This window comes from Streptomyces sp. RK62 (genome assembly GCF_018070255.1).
GTDB classification, from domain to species: Bacteria; Actinomycetota; Actinomycetes; order Streptomycetales; family Streptomycetaceae; genus Streptomyces; species Streptomyces nigra.
Genome location: NZ_JAGPYD010000005.1, coordinates 396316 through 419021 on the forward strand (window position 1 = coordinate 396316; position 22706 = coordinate 419021).

Genomic DNA, 22706 nt, shown 5'->3' on the forward strand with positions numbered 1-22706 from the left:
GAGCTCCTTCAACCTTCATCCCTCAGGGTGGGCGAGCCCGTTGGCCCGCGCCACTCGGCCCTCGACGTTGACCACTTCCGCCGCTGGCTCGGCCGTCGCCTCACCTGCACTAAGGATCTGAAAGGCGAGCGAGCCGTCGGTCTGCGCGCTGAGCCGTAGCCGTACCCGGGCCGAGCCGTCGTCGAGGATGAGCACCCGGCGGTACTCAACGTTGTGGAAGCGCAGCCCGGCCGTGCCCAGCCGGTCGCGGGCGGCCGCCGACACCGCTTCCAGCAGCGTGACGCCTGGAACGACGACGGCGTCGTGGACGCGGTGGTCGGCCACATACGGCAAGCGCTGGGTGTCGATCACCAGCTCCCAGCTCGTGCCTTCCGTCCCGACCGGTCTCAGCAGGCCAGCCGCGGAGGCCGGGTCCGTCCGGCGCGCGCCGGTGGCCGGGTCAGCGGCGCGGTCGTCCAAGCGGTCGGCCAACCAGAACGGCTGTCGATGGAACGGATAGGTGGGCAGGCTGGGGAGCCGGGTTCCGGCCATGACGGGCACCGCCCCGAGTTCGAGCGGCACACCGGCGGTGAACAGCAGCGCGAGCGCGTCCAGCAGCCCGCTGCCCTCCGACGCGCCCGCTGCGGTGGGCAGCCCCGGCCCGGCCCCGCCCGCCGGCGTCGCATCGCCCAACTGCAGCACCACGGAGGCGCCGCGGGCCCGGAGCCAGGCGAGGGCGTCGGCGGCGGCGCCGTCTGCACGCCGAGGGCGCCACAGTTCGGCCCAGTCGACCTCGTCGCGTGAGCGGCCCTCGCCGGAGCCGGCGTAGCCGGAGACGAACAGTGGGGTCGTCGGGGCACGCAGCCGCCCCGCCGCCCCGCGCCAGCCAGCCCCGCACGCTCGCAGCCTCGTGAGCGCCAGTCCGTCGTGCGCCGCGAGGACGTCGGCGGCCACCATCGCGAGCAGGTTCCCGGTGCCCACGCCCGCCACCAGGTCCGGACGGACCCCCCAGGCGTGCCAGGCGGCGATGAGCCGGTAGAGGGTGCGAAACGCGACGACCTGAGCCTCGGTCGTGGCCGACGGGCCCAGCCGCTGGTCGGCGGCTGCCGCAGCAGGGACGGAGGCAAGCCAATCCGGCGCGCGGACGCCCGTCAGATTTCCTACCAGAAGTCCTACGCGGGGACGGTCGCCCGAGGAGCGCCAGACGCAAGCGGCGTGCTTACCTAGAGTGTTCGAGACGATTGCCTCAGCCATCGCCTCGGCCGACGGCGCGCGCACGGCCATTCGGTGACCGAAGGTGGCCCGCCCTACGGCCATGGTGTGGCAGATGTCGCTGAGCGCCACATCGGGGTGCGTCTTTAGGTGGGCCGCGTGTCGTTGCGCTAGGGCCGCTAGCGACTGTTCGGTGCGGGCGCTGAGCGCCAACAAGTAGGGTCCGCTGGTAGCGGCGGGCGGCCGTGCTGCGCCGGTGTCGGCAACGGAGGCCACTACCACGTGGCAATTCGTCCCACCGAAGCCGAACGCGCTGACACCTGCGACGCGTCGGGGGCCCGGGCGGCCCCAGGGCTGCAACTCGGTCGGCACGAAGAGCCGGTCGGTGACGTCGGGCACGTCATCGGCGAACCGGTCGAAATGTAGATTGGGCGGCACCAGCCCGGTGCGCACGACGTGTACCGCTTTGATCAGGCCGGCCACCCCGGCCGCCGCCTCGAGATGGCCGAGGTTGGACTTGACCGAGCCCACCGCGCAGCGCGCGCCAGTCGAGGACGCCGACCGGAACACCTGAGCAAGGGCAGCCAACTCGACAGGATCTCCTGATGGGGTACCCGTTCCGTGCGCCTCCACGTAGCCGACCTCGCCGGGGTCGACGCGCGCGTCGGCCAGCGCGGTGCTAATGACCTCTGCCTGCGCCTGGGCCACCGGGACCGTGATGGCTGGTGCGGCGCCGACGTGGTTGGTCGCCGTTCCGAGAATGACGGCCCAGACCGGGTCGCCGTCTCGCACCGCGTCCGCCAGTCGCCGGAGTACGACCATCCCGCAGCCTTCTGCGCGCACGTATCCGTCGGCCGAATGATCGAAGCTGCGGCAGCGCCTCTGCGGGGACAGCATGCGGGCGCGCGCGAAGCTGGTTGAGGCTGTCGGGCTCAGGATTAGGTTGACGCCGCCGGCGAGGCAGAGGTCCGCCTCGCCGAGTTTCAGGCTGCGGCAGGCCTGGTGGACTGCGATGAGCGACGAGGCGCAAGCGGCGTCGATGGTCATGCTCGGCCCGCGCAGGTCCAGCGCATAGGAGATGCGGTTGGCGGCGAGGCTCTTCGCGTTGCCGATCGCCATGTACGGCCCGACCGGGTCGGATACCTTGTCCGCGAGCAGGCCGTAGTCATTCGTGGACAACCCCACGAAGACGCCGACGGGTCGGCCGCGTAGCGTATTCGCATCGATCGCGGCATGCTCCAGCGATTCCCAGGCCACCTCCAGCAGGATCCGATGCTGGGGGTCGACCGCCGAAGCCTCGCGCGGCGTGATTCCGAAAAAAGCCGGTTCGAACAGATCGACGTCGGGGATGTAATTGCCCGGCACCTCCATGTCGCGCAGTTCCGCGCGGCTGGTGCCAAGATTCCGATCACTGCTATTCCGGCCCGTTGTGGGTGACCCCACCAAATCAGCACCGCAACACAACTGCTCCCAGAACACCTCCGGCGACGGTGACCTGGGAAACCGGCAGCCCATACCCACGATGGCCACCGCGTCAAGATCGGGCACGACTCGCCCCTCTCAGCACGTGTACACAGGCACGCCAGTATTCGAGCGGAACTCTGCGGCGTACGCGTGATGGCGGTGCGCCTTTTCGCAGGGCCATCACGCACCTCCTGACCAGAGCGGATCCCATCAGGAAGTGCAGCATAGTGAAGAAAGTCCATTTTGTTGGGATGCGCTGGTTTGGTGTCAGTGGTTGGCGGCGGTGGGCCTACGTGGTGTGGTTGCTGATGGACAGGGTGGCGAGAGCTGCCGTGTTGTCCAACAGCGGCTTTCTGATCAGTAGTTGGTGGTCTCGCCTGGGTTGAGCAGTTTGGTAGGTGGCTGTGGCCAGGAAGTGCCGTTGCTTCAGCAGCTGGCGATCGTGGAGATGGCATCTGGGGTGTCTGATCTGCGGGTTTGTCAGTTTGTATTACCCCGGTTCGAATGGGGACTCGATTTCATGAAAGGATCGAGTCATGGCACGACCTTCCCGTCCGCCCAACTCAAGGTGAAGAAGGAGAACGTCGAACTCAAGCGGGCCAACGAGACCCTGATCAGGTCGTTGAGCCGGACCGGATTCGCCATACGAACTGGATTCCCCATGAGGCAACCCCAGGTTGACAGCATGCTTGACCGTCAACTCGAAGGTGGCCCCCGAATTGTGGGTGCAGCCGCACCGCCGAGTGCCAGTGCCGACGCACTCCGCCGGAGGTGCGCCACTCGGGCCTGTAACCCCAAGGTCACGCCCGAGATCGAACGTGAATCCGAAAAGAGAAACCTGCCCGACGGAAGGCAAGAATCATACGCCGGACGAGTGATCTTGCCCATGGGCTTTCCCAATCCTCCAGGTCCTTGGACCTGGGGGTTCTCGCTCTGATAGTCAAGGAACGAGGTTTTGCGCTTTCGACAACCGAACCATTCATCCACATACTGTCATCATCGTCACTCTACGGTGAAGTGAGGTTGACCCGTCGTGGACAGATCCACTGCACTGCAACTTGCGTGCGATGAGTTGGAAGAGCGCGAGCTCCGCCGCAGCCGGATCGAGATCATCGATTATCTGCCGAGTGATCCATCCCAGGGAGTGCTAGCACCCCCTGGAAGCATCACGGTGTACATCACGCACGCAGGGGACCCCCTTCTGCAGCGAGTGCGTGACGCCGCATCAGGATCGTCCGATCTCGACGTCCAGCTCTCGCTGGAAATCCGTGGAAGGTTGCGGGGACGGGAGCAGTTGACCTATTACCAGGCGTACCGGCTTCTTCGGGATACCGAGAGCTTCGCCAGCATCCGATACGGGTGTCGGACACTTGCGACAAACCTCTTCCCGCCCCCGGGTCCTCAATTTATGGTGCTGGAGAACCCCTACAACGGTGGGCGCCTCGACCCTGATGAGCTCACCCTCGTTGAGCACCGGGTGCCGGGCAGCAGGGGCAGGCTCGCTGCGCTTGCGCTGCGACACACCGCGCCGTTGACTGAGGCCGAGCGAGCGGCGGTCGAGCAGGTTCCCGAGGATCAGCTCGAGATGAACCTCAGCGTGCGTGGTGACTGCTGTGACAACTTGACGGACTACGCTTGGCAGCTCCTTACGGCCATTCAAGTTCTAGCGCCTCTCCCAACCGAAGAGGTCTCACTCTCCGAAGAAGAGCTTGAGCGCATGGGTCCCGCGGCGTCCGCCCGAAAACTACTCAGCCGGCGACGCGAGCTGCTCGGACACGCCCACAGATGAAGGCTGCGCTATGAACTCACTCGCCGAAATAGTGCTCGCCTTCCTCTTTTTCGCCTGGCTGGCGGTGACATGCTTGTGCCAGGTACAGTCGCGCCTACAAGATCGGTTAAGACGGTCTGACCTGTTCGGCTTGATTCCACGCTGGCATTTCTTCGCACCGCGACCAGCGATGCAGGATTTTGTGCTCGTCTTCCGCGACCGGGCGCCCAGTGGCGCCCTCTCGCCCTGGCGAGAAACCCCCCATCCGTCAATCAGCCATCCGCTTCTTTGCGCGGTGTGGAATCCTGGCCGCCGCCACATTAAGGCAGTTACCGACACCACCATTGAGCTCATGAAGCTGGTCGCCGAAGAACGACACAATAGGGAAATCGAGCTATCCGTGCCGTACTTGGCGCTACTCAACTACGTCTCAGAGCTTCCTCGGCTGGATGAGAACTGCCTCACGCAGTTCGCTCTGGTGGCGTCACAGAGCTCGGCTGTGAACAAATCCCCCACAGTCATCTTCGTCTCGTCATTGCACGCGATCGGCTGAGTGTGACCTTTGGATTCTGAATTTGCCTTCCGGCTCACGGTCAGCCTGGCAGCTGTCGGTGCGGCCATCTCGTCGCTAGAGTACGTGGCTCGTCCACGATTGCTGGCTAACCATGCACTCGCCAGTTGGCCCGTGGCCCGGACTGGCCGACCCTGGAACGTGACGCCGACGGTCGAGAGAATGCTGGAAACGCTCTTCGCGTACCCAAGCTTCCTTGGAACGGTCACCCTGAGGTTACTCGGCGCAGCCGCAGTAGTGGTCGGCCTGCCACTACCACTTGGCGTCTCCGCAGCCCTCGTCGCGGTAACCTCATTACTTCTGGCTCGGCGCTCGCCCTACGGAACGGACGGGGCCGACCAGATGACCTTGATCATCTTTATTGCCGCCTCGCTCGCCGAGGCGATCGGCACCCCGAGGGCGCGTGAGCTTTTCCTGTGGTTCGTGGCAGCACAGGCATGCCTCGCCTACGTCACGGCCGGCGTTGCCAAGTCCGTGTCCCCGGTATGGAGAGACGGTCGTGCTCTGCCAGGCATCCTCGGTACCAACAGCTACGGCCACCGCAGAATCGGACTGGTCCTCGCGTGTCATCAGAGAACGGCCTGGATCTTGGGGTGGGCAATTATCGTGCTCGAATGCGCATTCCCCTCTGCGTTGCTGGGAATCCGGCCGCTCACCTATGTACTGCTGGCAGCCATGCTGTCATTTCACGCGACAGCAGCTTTTCTGATGCGACTGAATACTTTTTTCTGGGCCTTTACGGCAACCTATCCGAGCATCGTGTTCTGTGCCCTGCGTTAATGACGCCCGCGAAGGTGTCGGCAGTGGCTGAACTTTTGCGTGTGTCACGAACGCGAAAGGAGCAGTAGCCTCCAGCACTCCATTCCCAGAACCGACGCCACCGCGCACCCCTCGGTCATGAAGCGGACACACGACGCCGCATGCCTCCCTCGACCCGAGCGAACCCATGCCCGCCGAGTAGCCGAGGGGGATCCCACCCCTCGGCTCTCACAGAACCGTGGGCAACAGTCGCCCGTTTCAAGGCTCTTGTCGTTCTGGTTATCAGGTCGATACCGCACCCGTGGTCAGGCGCCAGTGAGCCAACATGGGGGTATCGCCGGGCAATCTCCGGCATCTTCGCGAGGGCCTTCCGTTGGCGGCGGTCGACGCACGGCTTGCTCTTTGGCCGTGGGCGAGTGGTTCAGTAAGCCGTTCCGAGGAGGGGGGCGTGCGCTTCATCGTGCTGGACGCGGAGGAACGGCCACGGAGCCGGAGCAGTCAGCGGGCCTGCCTTCTGGAACCGGTTCCCCTGTCCGATGACGACCATCTGACGCTGTACCGGCTGTGGTTCGCCGACGGCAGCGGACCAGTCGAGGAACTGGGGAGTGTCAAGACTGGCTACGCCGACCTGGTGCGAAATGAGAGGCCGCTCGAAGAGGGGGAGTTCCGTCAGCTGACGGGACAGGACCGGCGGCTGTACTGGTTTTCGCTGGGGCAGGACGCGGCCTACTACGAGAACATCAGCGGGCTCGGTCCCTCGGTTCGGATGGAGGTTCTTGAGGGGCTGTGTGACATCGCGTTCCGCCCGGAGGTTGCCGAGGATGCCGGGCATTGGAACATGGCGCAGACGTCGCTACTGCGCAGCGTTGAACTGCAGACGGTCGAGAGCCAGTTCCGGACGAATCGCCCGGGGTGGCTCCCGACTGACGGCCTGTCACTTCGAGTACGTGACCTGCCCGAGCCCGTCCACCCCGACCCTTGGAGCTCCCGTGCCCGACCCGCTGCTGCCCCTGCTCCTTGCCGTACCGGTTGTGGTCCTCGCCTGCCAGGCCGGCGGCCGCGCCGTACGGCTCCTCGGCCAGCCGCCGGTCATCGGCGAGATCTTGGCCGGCATCCTGCTCGGCCCCTCCCTGCTCGGCTGGCTCGCCCCCGGCATCCAGCACCACCTCCTTCCGCCCCCGGTCCTGCCCATCACCGCCGCCCTGGGCAACCTCGGCCTCCTGTCGTTCCTCTTCCTGATCGGCCTGGAACTCGACCTCCGTACCCTGCGCACCACCCGAGGCGCGGTCGCCGCCGTCAGCCTCAGCGGCGTGCTGCTCCCCATGGCCCTCGGCGCCGCGCTGGCCTCGGCCATGTACCCGCACCTGGCACCACCCGGAGTCGACCGGCTCCCGTTCACCCTGTTCATCGCAGTCGCCCTCAGCATCACCGCATTCCCGGTCCTCGCACGGATCCTCGCCGACCGCGGCCTGGAGACCACACCCGTGGGCACGTTGGTCATGGCCTGCGCCGCCACCGACGACGCCCTCGCCTGGTGCCTGCTCACCGCCGTCGTCGCCCTGTCCACCGCCGGCACCGCCCTGTCGGCCGTGACCACCCTTGCCCTGAGCGTCGTCCTCGCGGCCGGCCTCACCCTGCTGCGTCCGGCGATGCGCGCCTTGCTGACCCGCGCCGGCCGCACCTCCGACGACCTCGTCCTGGCGCTGCTCTTCGCCGGGCTGTGTCTCAGCGCCTACACCACCGACCAGATCGGCGTGCACCCCGCCTTCGGCGCCTTCCTGTTCGGCGCCGTCGCCCCGCGCCGACTCCCGGCCGTCCAGCGCAGCGCCGCCCGCATCCGCGCCGTGATGCTGCCCCTTTTCCTCCCGCTGTTCTTCGTGGACACCGGCCTGCACACCGACTTCTCCAACCTCCCGGCCGGACACTGGGGCTGGGGGGCGGCTCTCCTGGCGGTCGCCGTCATCGGCAAATGGGGCGCCACGGCCGGAGCGGCCCGGCTCGCCGGCGGCGACTGGCGCTGGTCGGCAGCGGTCGGCACGCTCATGAACTGCCGGGGCCTGACCGAACTCGTCGTTCTCGGCATCGGCCGCCAGATCGGCGTCATCACCGAGGAACTGTTCACCCTCCTGGTGATCATGACCGTCGTCACCACCGCGGCCACCGCCCCGCTGTTCAAGCGGGTGGCGGGCGACGACCCGAGGATGGCCCCGCCAATCCCACAACACGATCCGGAGCGCAACACAGCCCGAGAGGTTACCGGATGACCCCGGCTCCGCACTCGATTTTGGAGGCGTACTCGGCGCAGCGCCGCCCGAGTGTCCGAGCCGGTGCCCGGCCGCGACGAACAAGAGCGCCTCGTGCAGGCTGCGGCCACCCCCCCCCGACCATCGGCGGCTGCGGCCCTGGCGCCTGATCCCGGTGATCGGGGACGAACGCGGCCGTCTCGGCGACGTGCTCGGCGAAGCCGCCGCCTCGCCGGAGCAGGCCCGACGCGCCGCCGCGAGGCCACGGCGCGCCCCGCTGCTCCTGTCGATCGTGCACCGCCCAGAGCCCGATCATCGTCGCGGGGAGTCGGGAGAAGTCGTGACGGCCACGCTGTGGGATAGTGCCCGCGCCCGAGGACGTCGGGAACGGGCTCGGTCCTCCCGTGACGTTCAGGTGCTGCCCGAGCTGGTATGCAGTAAGAGCCTCAAGGGCGGGTTGTCACTGGACCTGATCGCGCAGGCGACGGGGCGGCAGTGCGTGAAGCGCGTGGACGAGGAGACGACGCGCATCGCCACCAAGCAGGACCTCGAGCTCTTGGAGCTGGAGGAGGACACGGTGGCGGCAAACCTGGTGCTGACCGCGAGTTCCCTGAACGCCGCCGGGCAGCTCCTAGAGTAGGGCGTCGACCTTGGCGCTCCTGGTCGGACGCGCAGAACCACCTCGGTGGTGGCATGGTGACCGCCTTCGCCATGGACGACACGCTGGTGAACTACGTTGAGCAACGGCTTGACCACTCCTTCATGGCGAGCGCGTCAGTGAACTCGCCCAACCGCCCCGTTCGCTCATGCCCCACGGCGGATCAGGGGTCTGACAATTGCCGCGCGCGAACTCGTCGTTGGCGCGGCAGAACGCGGCCGTCGACAGGTGGGTTCCTCACCAAATACGTCCAGGATTCTCGGAACTCGCGCGCCTTGTCATGTGGGGGACGTTAGAGCACGACCGAACAACCGCTACCCGCCGGCCAAATGTATTGCGGCAGCTACCACGTGGCCCTGCGCCGTGCGGCCGACGCGCTTGCAACCGAGGATCAGGCTAGTACCGCCCGCGTGCTGATCTTGTCTGCCCTGCACGGTTTCGTCGCTCTGGAAGAGATCGTCGCGCCCTACAACCTCCGTATGGGCGACGAAGGTTCGGTCACCGCCGATAGGCTCCGCCAGCAGGCCGCCGACCTGGGTGTTCTCCACGCCGACGTCACCGTCCTGGGCCCCGCGCGTACGTCGAAGCCTGTCGTGCCGTATGGCCGAAGCTGACCGACTTGCTCGCAGAGGCACGTGGCATCGGTGGGCAGCTCGCCAAGCTGGCTGACTTCTACGCTCCCGACCGCCGCTCCCGGACGCCGACGTCATCCGCCCTCCCGGACGACGGCACGAGCAGCGGAAGCGCCATCGAGGAGATCGAGCGCCAGGCGGACGCACGCAAGAACTTGGACGAGCAGCGAGCAGCCCGCAGGCGGGCGTGTTACGCCACCTGCTCCCGGCTCGTGATCGAGTACGTCGGCCGGGCACACGGCACCGTCACCTTCCCCGGCGACGTGGCCAGGAGCGCCGCCCGGGCCGGAGCCGCCCGTCGCTTCGCTGCCCTCTACCGCGTCCAGGTGCATGGGCGTCCCGGCGATGCCCGCACCGTGGACGTACACGGCACCCCCCGGGACATGGCCCGCTTCTTGTCCGCGCTCCCGCGAGCGATGGAAAAGACCGAGTCCAGAGCCTCCGAGGCCGCCCGTCTGTACGGACGCTGGGAGCGCCATTCCAACGCCCACCCCCACCTGGCCGACATGGCCACCACCCAGCGCCGGACCCGTGCCCGCGACTTCCGCGCTGCAGCCTTTCAGGTGGTGACCGACGTCCTCCTCGACCGTCCAGACACAGTCCCCGTCGGCATCGCGCACTACTACTGGTTCGATCCCGCGGCCCTTGCCGACCCCGACGAGACTGCGCGCCTCCTCGCGACCGCAGAACGCCACCCCATCACGCCCCCATCCACGGCGTAGCCACGCCCCCCAAAGCGGCGCAGAGGGGTTGTCCGGCTAGCGGCTTGCCCCAGCACGGTCCTCTTACGGCCGAAACCTGCGTGTGGCGCACGCCACCGATCTCACCCACTACCGTGTCCTGCCAGCGGGGGCCACCCTCTGTGACCTGCCCAAAGCCTTTCAGACCCTGCACAATTGCGGAGGCGAAGGCGGTTGTTGAGCACTTCCGCGGACTCCAACAGTCAGGGCGTACAGACAGCCAACGATCACCGCATGCGTGACTCCGTGGGTCAAAATCTCCCAGTGCCCGCTCTCCTCACCGACCGCTCGGCCAAAGCTGCGACTGATATCCGTGCCCCATGACAGGCTGTCGGTGTGATCATGCAGCCCCCTCACGACGCGGCCGACTTCGCCTTCAGTCCGACCGACGCCCTGGACATACCCGTCGTCGTACGTGACTTCAGCTCGCTGCGGCGGCCCTCCGAAGCTCTGTGGAGGGGTGCCACCCAACCGTGGCCAGGGGTGGCAGACATGCCTTCGTACGGGACCTACCTGGCGACCACGACCTGGCGGCAGGTCCTCCTCGCGGCCAAGGGCGTCGGGCGCGACCTGACCCCCTGGCTGCGCCGTACCCCCTGGCTCGCCGTCAACGAGCTCATCTCCCGTATCGCCCCCCTTCAGGCCTACCTCCAGCTCAAGGACGTGCCCGCACCCGCGCCCGCGGCCGGCCGCAGGCTCTTCGTGAACGCCCTGTACCAGTACGGCAGTGAGCGCAGCGCCCACTCCGCCTTCGGCTACCACTTGGGCATGACGATGGCGCACTGGCTCTGCGCCGGGATGGCTGGCCTGGGAAGCACCTGGCATCTCGAAGCCCGAGGTCCGGGCGGCCTGCCCGGCTTCACCGATCCGGCTGCCAAGCTGCCCGACCTGTGGGGCAACCACCACGCCACTGGCCTCCCCTGGCTGATCGAGGCGAAGGCAGGCCGTGCACTCGGCGCCGGCGTTCTGAAGAACGGGAGAATCCAGCTGGACGGTGGCAGCGCCCTCATGCCCGGCATGGCACACCGGCAGGTCCTCTGCGGCACGTCGCTGCCCGGCAATAGGCCCGGCAAGTGGGAGCAGGACCACCTGTTCCTGGCCCTGCATACGGCCCACCCCCACGGCGGGCCGCAGACCGGCGCCTCCCCGGTCGGCAGTCCGCAAGGCGACGCGGAGGATTACGTCGCCGATGACCCCGAGGCCCTGATGGCCGTCACCCGGCAGCAGCTCCTGACGTACCAGGCCTTGGCCTTCGGGGCCGTGGAGCAGCGGCGCGTCGTCCCGATGCGCCGTGACCGTACGGATCGCGGGCGTCACCGCACCGGTTCCCTGACACTGCTGGAACACGACGAATCCACCACAGGCCTGCGCCGTCGGCTGCGCGCACAGCAGGTGGATACCGAGGGGAGCCTGGCGTCGCACACGGACGCCACTGCGTTCATCGCCGCCCGCATCCCCGGCACCGGCATCCACCTCGGTCTCTCCCGCCGGCTCTACGCAGCGTGTGCGGCCCTGCACCTCGAGCAGACCGACATGCCCGACACCGTGGCCTTCGCCGACGGCCCCCGCCTGAACGACCCCAGCTTCGGACAGGACCAGGAGGACGATGAGGCCCGCGAGCAGTACGCGCGGCGGGCTCGCCAAGCCCACTACGAGCACGAGCAGCGGTATCGGACGCGCGTTCGTGAGGCGGTCAGCACGGCCTTCCGGCTGACTGCGGAACACCCGGAGGACAGCTCGCTCACGGGCCGACTTCTTCCCGTACGCGTGGACGACCCCGACAAGCCTCTGCTCCTCGAAGCCGCCACGACAGAGAGTTACCTGGCCCTCGAGCTGACCGACCCCGTCCTCTCCACGGCGGGCCGCACCGCCTGAGCTTGTTCGTCGTCTACCAGGATCTGTCAAAGCACTTGATGCCGGCTTCGGCTAGGTCGTGTCTGACAAAACGATCACGGTTCGCGGAGCCAGAGGATGAGCGAGGCGAGTCGGAGGCCGGCGAGGTAGCGGGTGGCCAACTTGTCGAGGCGGGTGGCTATGGCCCGGAACTGCTTGAGCCTGCTGAAGCAGCGTTCGACCACGTTGCGGGCCTTGTACCGGTTTGCATCGAAGGCCGGCGGCCGGCCGCCGACTGGCCCTCGGTGCTGTCGGTTGGCGATCTGGTCGGACCGTTCCGGGATGACCGCTCGGATGCCGCGACGTCGTAAGCCGGCCCGAATGGCCCGAGACGAATACGCCTTGTCGGCGATGACCGTCTCGGGCCTGCGACGGGGGCGGCCCGCGGATAGGCGGGCCCCCGCACTGCGTCCAGTACGGTGTCGAACACCGTGGAGTCGTTGACGTTGCCCGGGGTGACGACGATGGCCAGAGGCAGACCCCGGCCGTCGGCCGCAAGGTGGACCTTGGTGGTCAGTCCACCGCGGGACCGGCCGAGTGCCTGGCCAGGCGTCGGATGTTGCGGATCTTCCAGTTCGTCCTGCGGCGGTGCCCCTTTTTGCGGGCGCCGGCCGCGTGCTGGTGGGCGCGGTTGATGGTGGAGTCCACCGAAACCGTCCACTCCACCGCGCCTACCGCGTCATCTCTGATCTGGACATGCTCCAGCAGCTTCGCCCAGGTTCCGTTCGTCTCCCACTGGGCGAAGCGTTCGTAGACGGTCTGCCAGGACCGTAACGCTCGGGCAGGTCACGCCAGGGCGCCCCGGTCCGCAACCGCCAGAGCACCCCGTTTACACCTGGCGGTGATCTCGCCATGGTCGTCCACGACCATCAACCCGCGGCAACAGCGGGCCTATCCGCTCCCACGCCACGTCCGTCAACTCGCCTCGACCAACCATGAGATCAATGATCAGGGGTATGGCTAGTCACCCATGAACCACAAGTGGCTGCCCGGCGTCGCCGCACACGCTTTGAGTAGCTCGTCAAGGTCGAGCAGAGCCGCCTTCTGCTGGTCGTCAGTACACCTCTGTGCCAGGGCGGCGACTTCCTGGCGAGCGACTTGAGCTTCCTGTTCGTTGAACAGCGTGTCTCCGTACGGATCCACCCAGCCGAGCTTGCCCGAGCCATGCCGGTCAAGGTTGTTCAGCACTCTCGCCAACGCTTCACCGTGCTCGCGACCCCCGCAGCAAGGTGTCCCGGGACGACCCCTTTCGCGCGGGTCGCCCCGAGTGCAGTTCCAGCTCGATCCCCATGACCCCTCCTCAGCCTCCGACACCGAAGCTTTGCAGAGATCATTTGTCAGACACGACCTAGGGCATCGATGACCTGGTGGGTGCGGGCAGCGGTGATGTCGTGGACCGCGCCGGGCAAGGCGGGCGAGGCTCAGATCGGACGACCGAAGGGTGTGGTGATCACCTGCACGTTCATGCCGTGGCGTTTGTGTTTGCCCGAGTGGAACGGGCGGTCGGCGGCGATCCGGTCGATCGGCAGCAGCGTGCCATCGATGATGATGAACGCCTTCGCGGACGCGGCTGCGATGGCCTGTTCCGAAGTGGGGGCGGAGGCGGCCAGGACAGTGAGCTCTTTCAGCGCTGACGCTCCAGGGTGAGGACGGCTGCGGCGATTGACGACAGGCGGTTCGGGCTGCAGCGGGCTCTGCGGAAGATCCGCCAGAACTTCAACCTTGCGACACCCCGCTCGACTGGTGCTCGTGCCGCTGACAAGGCCCGGTTCGTCGTGCGCTGAGTCGGCGGGGCGGGCGTCGGAGCGGTGTGGTCACCCAGGGGCCGGCTCCGATGTAGGCGCGGTCGGCGAGGACGGGGACGCCCTGGCGTTCGCAGATCCGGATGATCTTGTGGGTGCGGGCCGCGGTGAGGTCGTGGGTGCGGCCGGGCAGCGCAGGTGAGATCCACAGCAGTCTGCCCGCGGGATCGGTCACGACCTGCACGTTCACTCCGTGACGGCGGTGCTTGTGGGAGTAGTCGGCCCGGCTGTCGCCGACCCGGTCGCACTCGGCGAGCGTGCCGTCCAGGAGGACGTGCTCGGGATCGGTCTCCCGCAGCACCCGCAACAGGCCGGGCGCCCGCTTGGACAGGTGGTGGATGACGGCGGCGACGTAGGCGTGAGCGGTGCCGACCGAGATCCCGAAGCCGGCTGCGATCTGCGCCAGGGTGTCGTGCCGGCGCAGGTACACCAGGCCGACCAGGGCACGCTGGTGCGGCGAGAGCTTGCAGCGGCGGTCACCCTCACGGGTGACGATGCGCGTCCCGACGCCAGCGTCCGTTTGCCTGCCTTGCCGGGCGCCGCCGCACGGTACGGCTCATCGACCCCACCGACGGCCTGGTGCCGTCCCACGGGGCAGGAGCTGAACCCATGACCACCCCAACCACCAACACGGCGACGGCCGCGGACGCTGGCCTGATGAGCGCAAACGAGGCCCTGGGGCTCGCCGACCCCTTTACCCCCATCGGTTTCACCCCGGACCGATTCGCGGAGATCTGCTTCTACCGCTGCCGGGACTGCCGCGCCCGGGGGCCGGTCGGCCGGGCTTTGCTCGGCGGGCAAATTCAGCGACCTGCCCCCGGCGGAACAGGCCGCACACACTTGGCCCACCGACCACTACGACGCTGCGGAGCACGAGTACTCCGACCGCATCACGCTCTACCGCGCCCCGGCCCGCACCACCACCATCCGCCGCATCAGCAAGACGCCCACATTCGCCGCCCGCGCCTGACCTACAGCCCAGCCAGGGCGATCCACCGTTCTCGTCCCGTGTGCCCCGCCCGCTCGAGGTGATGAGTTGTCCCGGCCCCGCACGCACTGCGAGTGCGGGGCCGACCGCGTCGACGCGAGGCCGCCGCCGCGGGTGCTGCCGTCGAGCGCTCCGGCTGCCGCCGCGCTAAGACGTCATCTCAGTTGGTAGCTGACGGCGTAGATTGTTGCTGGCAGGCGTGCTGTGGGGACGGTTGAATGTCTTGGTGAGCGACTACTGGACACCCGCGCATCAAGCGGTCGAGCAGGAGGATGCAGAGGCCCTGGCCCGGTTGCTGGCCGCCGGCTCCGATCCCGATGAGGTCTTCAGCAACATGACGCTGCGGACGCACGCGATCGACGTCGAGGGTGATGGCCTCCTGCAGAGCAGGCAACCGTTGACTGTGCACACCACGGCCGCGTTGCTGGCCTTTGGGGCTGACCCGGAGCTCGCAGACCCGGACGGTCGCACCCCCATGGACAGGGCCAATCACTACGGCCACGACCTGGCGGCGAAACTGCTGCAGACCCACATCAACAGACGAGCCGCCGATAGCAGATGAGGGTGCAGGCGATGCTCGTGAAGGCGAGGAAATGTTCAGCCTTGCGCTCGTAGCGGCGGTGGAGTCGGCGGCAGTCGGCGAGCCAGGACATGGTGCGTTCGATGGTCCAGCGGTGGCGGCCCAGCCGCTGAGAGGTCTCGATCCCCTTGCTGGCGATGCGGTGGGTAATGCCACGCCCTCGTAACCATCGCCGCGGGTGGTCGTAGTCGTATCCCTTGTCGGCGTGGAGCTGTCCCGGCTGCGGCGCCGTCGTCCGCGATGGGAGCGGATCGGTTGTACGCCCTTAACCAGGGGGATTAGGGGGTGGCTGTCGTGCAGGTTTGCCCCCGAGATTCCGACAGACAGGGGCAGACCCGTCCGCTCGGTGATCAAGTGGATCTTCGATCCGTGCTTGCCCCGGTCGACAGGATTCGGACCTGTTAGCTCCCCCTTTTCAGGGCCCGCATGTTCACCGAGTCGATCGCGCACTGGGACCAGTCCAGCTCACCGCGGTAGCCGCGCTCGTCCAGGACCAAGCGGTGGAGCTTCGCCCACACCCTGGCCTTGCTCCACTCGGCGAAACGCCTGTGAGTCGTCGCCCCTGACGGTCCGAATGACGCCGACGGCACCTGCTGCCAGGTGCAGCCCGAGGTGGCCACGAACACGATCGCAGCCAGCGCCTCCCGGTCACCGTGACGACGTCGGCCGCCGCCCTGGGGACGCGTCGGCGCCTGCGGAACCACCCGCTGGAACATCTCCCACAACTACTCCGGCACGAGCCGCTCGACGATCCCCACCATGATCGACAGACTACCGAGCCAGCCAAATGAGATGGCGTCTTAACCGTGGATGATTCCAGGAGCAGCAGCGGGGCCGTCCGACCGCCGGTGAGGGGGGCCTCAGGACCCGTACAACGCTTCGATGTCGGCCGCGTACGCCTGCACGATCGCGGCGCGGCGCAGCTTCAGCGACGGTGTCATGAGGCCGTTGGCCGTGCTGAACTCGTGCGGGATGATCCGGAACGCGCGGATCGCCTCGGCCTGGGAGACCGCCGCGTTCGCCATCGTCACGGCCCGCCGGATCTCCCCGCGCAGTTTTTCGTCGATCGTCGCCTCCCGGGGCCGGGCGTGCTGCTGTGCGCGGAGCCGGCACCAGTGCTGGGACGCCTCGGGATCCAGGGTGATCAGCGCCGCGATGAAGGGACGGTTGTCGCCGACGACGAGGCACTGGGAGATCAGGGGATGTCTCAGCAGCCGCTCCTCCAGCACCCGGGGATTGACGCTCTTGCCGCCACTGGTGATGAGTATGTCCTTCTTGCGCCCGGTGATGACCAGGAAGCCGTCGTCGTCCAGCCGGCCCACGTCGCCCGTCGCGAACCACCCGTCGCGCAGCACCGACCCGGTGGCCGCCGGATCGCCGAGATAGCCGGAGAAGACGACGTCCCCGCGGACCCAGATCTCCCCGTCCCGTGCCACGTGGACGGAGCAGCCGGGCAGGGGTCTGCCGACGGTCCCGTAGCGGGGCTGGCCCGGTGGCTGGCTGGTCACGGCGGCGGTCGTCTCGGTGAGTCCGTACCCGTCGTGGATGGTGACTCCGGCTCCGGCGAAGAACAGGCCGAGTTCCCGGTCGAGACTCGACCCGCCGGAGGTGGCATACCGGACCCGGCCGCCGAGGACGGCCCGCAGCCGCCCGTACACCAGACGGTCGAAGACGGCGTGTGAGGCCTTCAGCAGCGGCCCCGGCCCCGAGCCCTTGCCACTGTCCCGGCGCTCCAGTTCCTCGGCGTAGCGCACCGCGACGTCCGCGGCCCGGTCGAAGAGCGCCTCACGGCCGGCTGCTTCGGCCGAACGCCGAGCCGAGTGGAAGATCTTCTCGAAGATGTACGGCACGGCGAAGACGTACGTCGGCCGGAACGACGCCAGGGCGGGCAGCAACGCGGCGGGGGACAGGTCCGGCTGATGCCCCAGCCGGATGCCGCCGCGCATGCAGACGACCTGCACCATCAGGCCGTAGATGTGGGAGAGGGGCAGGAAGGCGAGGACGGCCGGCTGCTCACCGGGCTCGGCGAGGATCTCCCGCCAGCCCGCGTTCAGGGTGTCGCATTCGACCGCGAGACTGGCGTGGGTGATCAGGCAGCCCTTGGGGTGGGGGCCGGTGGTGCCGGAGGTGTAGGCGATGGTGGCGACCGAGCTCGGCTGCACTGCCCTGCCGTGCTGGTGCACCACGTGGTCGGGGATGCCCCGGCCCGCGTCCGCCAGCCATTGGACGCAGTTCGCGTCCAGTTGCCATATCGCCCGCAACAGCGGCAGCTGGTCGCAGACCGCCCCCACGGTCATGGCATGGTCCTCGTGTTCCACCACGACGGCCACCACCTGCGCGTCCGACAGGATCCAGCGGACCTGGTCCGCCGAGGAGGTCGGGTAGACGGGCACCACCTGGGCGCCGATGGACCACAACGCGTAGCTGAACAGCGTCCACTCGTAACGCGTCCGGGACATCACGGCGACGCGGTGACCGAACTGGATCCCGCTGGCCAGCAGCCCCTTGGCCAGCTCCAGCACCTCGTCACGGAACTCGGCCGCGGTGACCGCACACCACCTCTGCTCGTCCAGGGGGTCGCGCCGGGCCAACTGCTCCAGCTTCGGGTCGCGTTCCGCCACGTCGTACACCGAGTTCGCAAGGCCTCCCGCCGACAGGGTTTCCACCAGTGCCGGAAGGCTGAAGTCACGCACGCTACCCCCAGGATGAGCCGTTCACCGTGCCGCGCCTCGCGGCGGGCAGGGGCGCAACATACCGGCAGGCATCCCGGGTTCCTAGGTGCTGTCGGCCAATTCTCGTTGCATTGGTGCGCGGTGTCCGGTGCCGGGGGTTCTCCCACACCGTTCAGGCCTCCCCACCACTGGTGCTGTGATCCCGGGCAAAGCGGCAGCACCTGCAGGCCGCTTGCCGGGAGGGGATGTGTCAACTTAAGGGCTGATCGCGGTTGCTGAGGTGTCAGTTGTTGCTCGGGGTCAGGCGGCCCCCGAAGACGATCTGGAAGGCTCGTTGGCGATGGCGTAGTCGGTGCAGGCGTCACTGAGGGGGCAGCGGGTGCACAGGGGCTTGGCTGCGGTCGTCTTCATCTTGAGCGGGGTGGTGCGGCTGGCGTCGACGAGCAGGTCTGGCTGTTCCCGGCAGGGGGTGTCCGGGTTGACCAATCCGACCTCCTCTTGGCGGTCCGGCCCCGAAAGGCGTGTGCCGGGAGCTGGTTCCCGCGCAGATGCGGGAACCCGCTCCGCCGCATCCTGGGGGCCGACGCCCGTTGGCCGGCTGTCCTCAACTCGGCTCGCTCTGCCCACCGGTGAAGTCGGTGATCTTGGGAACGAGGAGATAGCGATCTTCGTTCTCGGGAGGGGAAGACCGGCATGACTGTACCCGCACCACGTGACCGACGCCTGTACGGCGACCGGCGGTTCGACCTGCGTACCACCACGTTGTTCTTCGTCCTGCTGGCGCTCGTCCTGTGTCTCGTGGCGTCGGTGGGCCGCATCGTGATGGGCATGGTGGAACGCCGTCCGGAAGGGGCCGGACTGCTCGCCGTACTGATCGTCGCGTCCGTGCTCGCCTCCCGGTCCCGGTGGCGCAGGCTGTCCGCCGGGAGATGCGCGCGCCGCGCGGCTGAGGCGCTGGAGGCCGCGGCCGAGACCGCGTCCGACAACCTCCGCGACATGCGCCCTACGGCGGCGGCGGAGGGCATGCGCGGCACGGCGGCGGCCGAAGGCGTCAGGGGCGCGGCAGCGGCCGTGGCGCTACCGGCTGTCGAGTGCCCGGCAGGCGCGGCGGAAGGGGCCTTCGGGTACGGCGCCGACCCTCTGCGCCCGGAGGTGTCGCCGGCGCCCAGCCCGGCGGCGGCAGCGGGGGAGGAGGCCACCGCCGTTCTCGACCTGCCGGTGGACTGCTTCGAACTCGACCCCGACGCCTTCGAGCGGACCGTGGCCGACCTGTGCCTGCGTGATGGCTGCGGGGACGTCGAAGTGGTAGGAGGGGCCGGGGACTTGGGCGCCGACGTCACGGCCGTCACCCCGGACGGGCGGCGCCTGATCGTCCAGTGCAAGCGCTACTGCGAGACCAACAAGGTGGGCTCCCAGGATCTCCAGCGGTTCGGGGGCACCTGCTTCACCGTCCACGAGGCCGACATTGCCGTGGTCGTCACGACGAGCGACTTCACCGCCCCCGCCCTCGAATACGCCGAACAGTGCGGAATCCTGTGCGTGAACGGCGACGAACTGAGTGCCTGGCACGACGGTACCGGGCCCCGGCCGTGGGACTTCGAGGTCACGACCGCTCCCTGAGCGACCGGGCGAGCTTGAGGGGGCCGGGGTCTTCGGTCTGGGCGTCGAGGGTGTCGAGGGCGCGTGCCGGGTGTCGCCGCCGCGCAGGGGGAGGGGAGTTGGCGCGCTTGTGCTGCCGGACGTGCCTGCTCGTGGTGATTGCGCGGGTGCGCAGGGCCTCGTAGGCGACGACTGCCCTTTCGAGGTCGGCGCGCAGGGCCTCGGCGCGGTCCCAGCACTTGCCCCTGGCGGACCCGGGCAGGCCCTCGCCGGATCCGGGGACGGTCTGCCGCTGGGGGTTCTGGCTGGTGTGCAGCTGTACTCGACGGATGCCGACGGGCGGTATGAGGGGCGCGCCCACACCCTGAGCACGTCCCCTCCCTCCCCGGCGATACGGTCCGGTTGATCATCGAACCGGGGAGGGGGCATGGCGGCGGGCCGGGAAAGGCGTCTGATCGTCGGGGACCGCTACACCTCCCGAAGCCGCTTACTGAGCCTGTGGGAGGGCTCGTTCACCTAGGACGAGCCGGTCACCGGTGCCTGGCTGCGCTATTGCGGGGCAGGTGCCCGGACCGGCATCGTCAGTGTCCATCTGGAACTGCCCTCCGGCATCGTCACGCTTCACTCCCCGGCCGGTGGCGTCTTCTTCCACCGGGCGAGCAAGGGCCCCTGGGCGCCTGAGAGCAGCGTCCCATGTCGGCGTACGTGCTGATGGGTTCAGGCGCGTTCGGATGATCGTGCTCGGGAGGGGCTGCGTGTCGTAGCGGGGGACGGAAGGCCGGGATCGACCCTTGGGCTGTGCGGTCGCGGGTTGGGCGACCGGTGTCAGGAGGCTGAAGCGCATGCTTGTTCTGGGCCGCTCACAGGTCGAGTCCCCGCTCGACATGGACGCGCTGATCGACGCCCTGGCCGCGGCGATGGTAGACCTTAGTGCGGGCCGCGCCTCGGTACCCGACCGTGTCGCCGCCCAGGTGCCGGCACACGATGGATTCCTGGCGGCCATGCCGGGCTTCCTGCCGTCGGCCGGGGTGCTCATGACCAAACTGGTGTCCCTCTTTCCGCACAACGACGGAGCACGACTGCCTACACATCAGGCGGTGATCGTGGCGTTCGATCCGGACACCGGCGAACCCGTTGCCGTACTGGACGGTACGGCCATCACCGCGGCGCGGACCGGCGCCTGCTCCGCGCTCTCGGCAAGGCTGCTGGCCCGTGAGGACGCGACGGTGCTGGCGGTGCTGGGCACCGGCGTGCAGGCCCGTTCCCACGCCCGCGCGATCTGCCGGGTCCGGCCGATCCGGCAGATCCGCGTGGCCGGCCGGGACCCGGCAAAAGCCGCCGCCCTGGCCGAGGAACTCTCAGGAGTGCTGGAGGCCGAGGTCCAGGCCGTGTCCGGCTACGCCGAGGCGCTCGACGGCGCGGACATCGCCGCCGCCACGACGCACGCTGTCGAACCCGTGATCCGCCGCCCCTGGTTGACACCCGGGGTGCACATCACGTCCGTGGGCTACAACCCGGCCGGCCGCGAGGTCGACGACGCCACGGTCGTAGAGGCGCTGCTGTGTGTCGAATCGCGCCGAGCCGTGCTCGCCCCGCTCCCCGCGGGCAGCAACGACCTGCTCGCCCCGATCCGTGACGGCCTCATCACGGCCGAGCACGTGCACGCCGAGCTGGGCGAACTCATCGTCGGCGACAAGCCGGGGCGCACCGCGCCGGACCAGATCACCCTCTACAAGTCGGTAGGCGTGGCCGCGCAGGACGCCGCGGCGACGGCCCTGGTCGTCGCGTCCGCCCGCGAGCGGTCGATCGGCGAGGAGATCACGCTGCGGTGACGCCGCCGTCGGCGCGCGGGACATGGCCGGACGCGTTCGCCCGTACGCGGCTGAGCACGCAAGCGCGTACGCCGACATCCCAGCCACCTGACCCCGCGGGAGGGTGTCCAGCGCCGGTTACGCGCCAGGCACCCCCGGCACCCCGGGCGTTGAGGGCCTCGCTGGTGGCTTACGCCTCCTGCCGAGTGCCGGGCCATGGTCCATCCAGCGGTCCGGAAGGTGCGTGACCAGACCACCCACCCCTTTCGGATCGCCCAGCCCGGCAGCGCCCGGCACAGTAGAGACGCCCCTCTTGGAGGACTTCAGCGGATTGTCCGTGATGGGTCTCCGTGGTCCTCAAGAGCACGCAATGGAGCAGTAGTCGAGGCCGGGTCCCATCCGGCCTTCATTCGCTTTCGTTGATCACCATCTGCGGTTGGTCATCGGCCAGGTCTCGCGGTGGGCCAGGCATCGTTACGGCACGTTCCAAGGCTGCGTCGGGTTGGGCGGGTTGGGGTCGCTGGCCGATCCGGACACCCCATGGCGTGTGTTGTGTTCGGTGGTCGGGTGGGTCGGGGGTTTGTGCCGGGTCTGGGTGTGGTGGTTTCGGTCGTGCTCGGCCTGCCTGTCCAGGCAGCACGACGAGCAACGACACCGATGCCGCCACCGTCACGGCACGGTGCCCGGCCCGCACCGCGCCGTACACCGCAACCAGGTAGGAGACAGCGAGAACCTCAAAACCCGCCGCCTCGTACCCCACCGCGCACACGCCGGTCACGGCCAGCACGGCAAGCGCAGCCCTGCGACGCGCGGCCAGCGCCAGACCGCCCACCGCCAGCAGCACAGCGCCGAACAGCCCACGCTCCCCGCCCGGGTGCTGCCCGGACAACCCGGTGCCCAGCAGCAGTACCGCCACACTGACGGCGATCCCCCAGTTCATGGCACCGGCCGGGACACGAAAACGCCCTGTGCCCATGCGCGCAGCTAGCTGCACCCCGCTGCCGGCGGATCCGGCCTGCGGACGAGCGGCCGACTACCGCACCCGCGGTACCCGCCCGCCGCCTGCCATGTGCGCGGCAGTCGACTGCCCTGCCGGCGGCAGCGCGAAAAGACTGCCCCCGCCGGACGACCAGCCGTGCCACCGACCGGCACGCTCAAGGCACACACACAAACCGCGGCAATCGCCACACATCAAGGAGGAGAACGCCATCACTCTTGAAATGCTCCAACATCCGGCGGACCGTCTGCTCCACACCGTCCAGCAGCCGGCTCGGCAACTGCAGTGCACGACGGGAGTCCAGCACCGCCGCCCGCACAGCGGCCACCAGCGCCCGC

General features: G+C 68.4%; 16 protein-coding genes and 5 pseudogenes. 11 read left to right on the top strand and 10 right to left on the bottom strand.

Annotated features, from left to right (window positions below):
• Positions 1-15: 15 nt before the first annotated feature.
• On the bottom strand, positions 16-2739 hold the full coding sequence (locus tag KBY32_RS12670) for a type I polyketide synthase (RefSeq protein WP_210980022.1): 2724 nt from the start codon (positions 2737-2739) through the stop codon (positions 16-18).
• A 949-nt stretch (positions 2740-3688) separates the two neighbouring features.
• On the opposite strand from KBY32_RS12670, the gene KBY32_RS12675 reads away from it, so the two are divergent.
• The 8 genes from KBY32_RS12675 (at position 3689) to KBY32_RS12710 (ending at position 11901) form a co-directional block, all read left to right on the top strand.
• Entirely contained in the window at positions 3689-4444 is a 756-nt protein-coding gene (locus KBY32_RS12675; RefSeq protein WP_210980023.1) for a hypothetical protein, read from the top strand.
• 10 nt (positions 4445-4454) lie between these two features.
• Complete coding sequence (locus KBY32_RS12680; protein WP_210980024.1) at positions 4455-4976, top strand: hypothetical protein; 522 nt, start codon at positions 4455-4457, stop codon at positions 4974-4976.
• A 180-nt stretch (positions 4977-5156) separates the two neighbouring features.
• A complete protein-coding gene (locus KBY32_RS12685; RefSeq protein WP_210980025.1) occupies positions 5157-5774 on the top strand; it encodes a hypothetical protein in 618 nt (205 codons plus the stop codon).
• A gap of 968 nt (positions 5775-6742) precedes the next feature.
• On the top strand, positions 6743-8017 hold the full coding sequence (locus KBY32_RS12690; protein ID WP_210980026.1) for a cation:proton antiporter: 1275 nt from the start codon (positions 6743-6745) through the stop codon (positions 8015-8017).
• Between the two features lie 154 nt (positions 8018-8171).
• Positions 8172-8636, top strand: a complete 465-nt coding sequence (locus KBY32_RS35345; protein ID WP_247689345.1) for a hypothetical protein — start codon at positions 8172-8174, stop codon at positions 8634-8636.
• Positions 8637-9004: 368 nt separating this feature from the next.
• Entirely contained in the window at positions 9005-9268 is a 264-nt protein-coding gene (locus KBY32_RS35350) for a hypothetical protein (protein WP_247689346.1), read from the top strand.
• A 5-nt stretch (positions 9269-9273) separates the two neighbouring features.
• Positions 9274-10008 carry a hypothetical protein gene (locus KBY32_RS12705; RefSeq protein WP_247689347.1) on the top strand — a complete coding sequence of 245 codons (735 nt, stop codon included), beginning with the start codon at positions 9274-9276 and terminating at the stop codon, positions 10006-10008.
• A 510-nt stretch (positions 10009-10518) separates the two neighbouring features.
• Entirely contained in the window at positions 10519-11901 is a 1383-nt protein-coding gene (locus KBY32_RS12710) for a gamma-glutamyltransferase (RefSeq protein WP_210980027.1), read from the top strand.
• Between the two features lie 74 nt (positions 11902-11975).
• Here the strand turns inward: KBY32_RS12710 and KBY32_RS12715 are convergent.
• The 4 genes and pseudogenes from KBY32_RS12715 to KBY32_RS12730 form a co-directional block, all read right to left on the bottom strand.
• Positions 11976-12856, bottom strand: a pseudogene (locus tag KBY32_RS12715) (IS5 family transposase).
• 23 nt (positions 12857-12879) lie between these two features.
• On the bottom strand, positions 12880-13107 hold the full coding sequence (locus KBY32_RS12720; protein WP_247689348.1) for a hypothetical protein: 228 nt from the start codon (positions 13105-13107) through the stop codon (positions 12880-12882).
• 161 nt (positions 13108-13268) lie between these two features.
• Positions 13269-13535 (bottom strand): annotated as a pseudogene (locus tag KBY32_RS12725) (transposase family protein); the annotation flags it as partial.
• 8 nt (positions 13536-13543) lie between these two features.
• A pseudogene (locus KBY32_RS12730) lies at positions 13544-14217 on the bottom strand (transposase family protein).
• A gap of 718 nt (positions 14218-14935) precedes the next feature.
• Between KBY32_RS12730 and KBY32_RS12735 the strand changes: the two are divergent.
• Positions 14936-15271 (top strand): ankyrin repeat domain-containing protein, encoded by a 336-nt coding sequence (locus KBY32_RS12735; protein ID WP_210980028.1) that lies wholly within the window; start codon positions 14936-14938, stop codon positions 15269-15271.
• On the opposite strand, the pseudogene KBY32_RS12740 reads toward KBY32_RS12735, so the two are convergent.
• A pseudogene (locus KBY32_RS12740) lies at positions 15243-16005 on the bottom strand (IS5 family transposase). The gene KBY32_RS12735 and the pseudogene KBY32_RS12740 overlap by 29 nt on opposite strands.
• A gap of 144 nt (positions 16006-16149) precedes the next feature.
• Positions 16150-17982 carry a long-chain fatty acid--CoA ligase gene (locus KBY32_RS12745; RefSeq protein ID WP_210980029.1) on the bottom strand — a complete coding sequence of 611 codons (1833 nt, stop codon included), beginning with the start codon at positions 17980-17982 and terminating at the stop codon, positions 16150-16152.
• A 672-nt stretch (positions 17983-18654) separates the two neighbouring features.
• Here KBY32_RS12745 and KBY32_RS12750 point away from each other — a divergent pair.
• Positions 18655-19581, top strand: a complete 927-nt coding sequence (locus KBY32_RS12750; protein WP_210980030.1) for a restriction endonuclease — start codon at positions 18655-18657, stop codon at positions 19579-19581.
• On the opposite strand, the gene KBY32_RS12755 is transcribed toward KBY32_RS12750, so the two are convergent.
• Positions 19565-19921: a hypothetical protein gene (locus KBY32_RS12755; RefSeq protein WP_210980031.1), complete on the bottom strand. Its 357-nt coding sequence runs from the start codon at positions 19919-19921 to the stop codon at positions 19565-19567. The two genes, KBY32_RS12750 and KBY32_RS12755, sit on opposite strands and share 17 nt — an antisense overlap.
• A gap of 481 nt (positions 19922-20402) precedes the next feature.
• On the opposite strand from KBY32_RS12755, the gene KBY32_RS12760 reads away from it, so the two are divergent.
• A complete protein-coding gene (locus KBY32_RS12760) occupies positions 20403-21392 on the top strand; it encodes an ornithine cyclodeaminase family protein (RefSeq protein WP_210980032.1) in 990 nt (329 codons plus the stop codon).
• 610 nt (positions 21393-22002) lie between these two features.
• Here the strand turns inward: KBY32_RS12760 and KBY32_RS12765 are convergent.
• A pseudogene (locus KBY32_RS12765) lies at positions 22003-22347 on the bottom strand (sensor histidine kinase); the annotation flags it as partial.
• 178 nt (positions 22348-22525) lie between these two features.
• Positions 22526-22706: hypothetical protein (locus KBY32_RS12770; RefSeq protein ID WP_210980033.1), on the bottom strand; the 181-nt coding region annotated here is incomplete at its 5' end.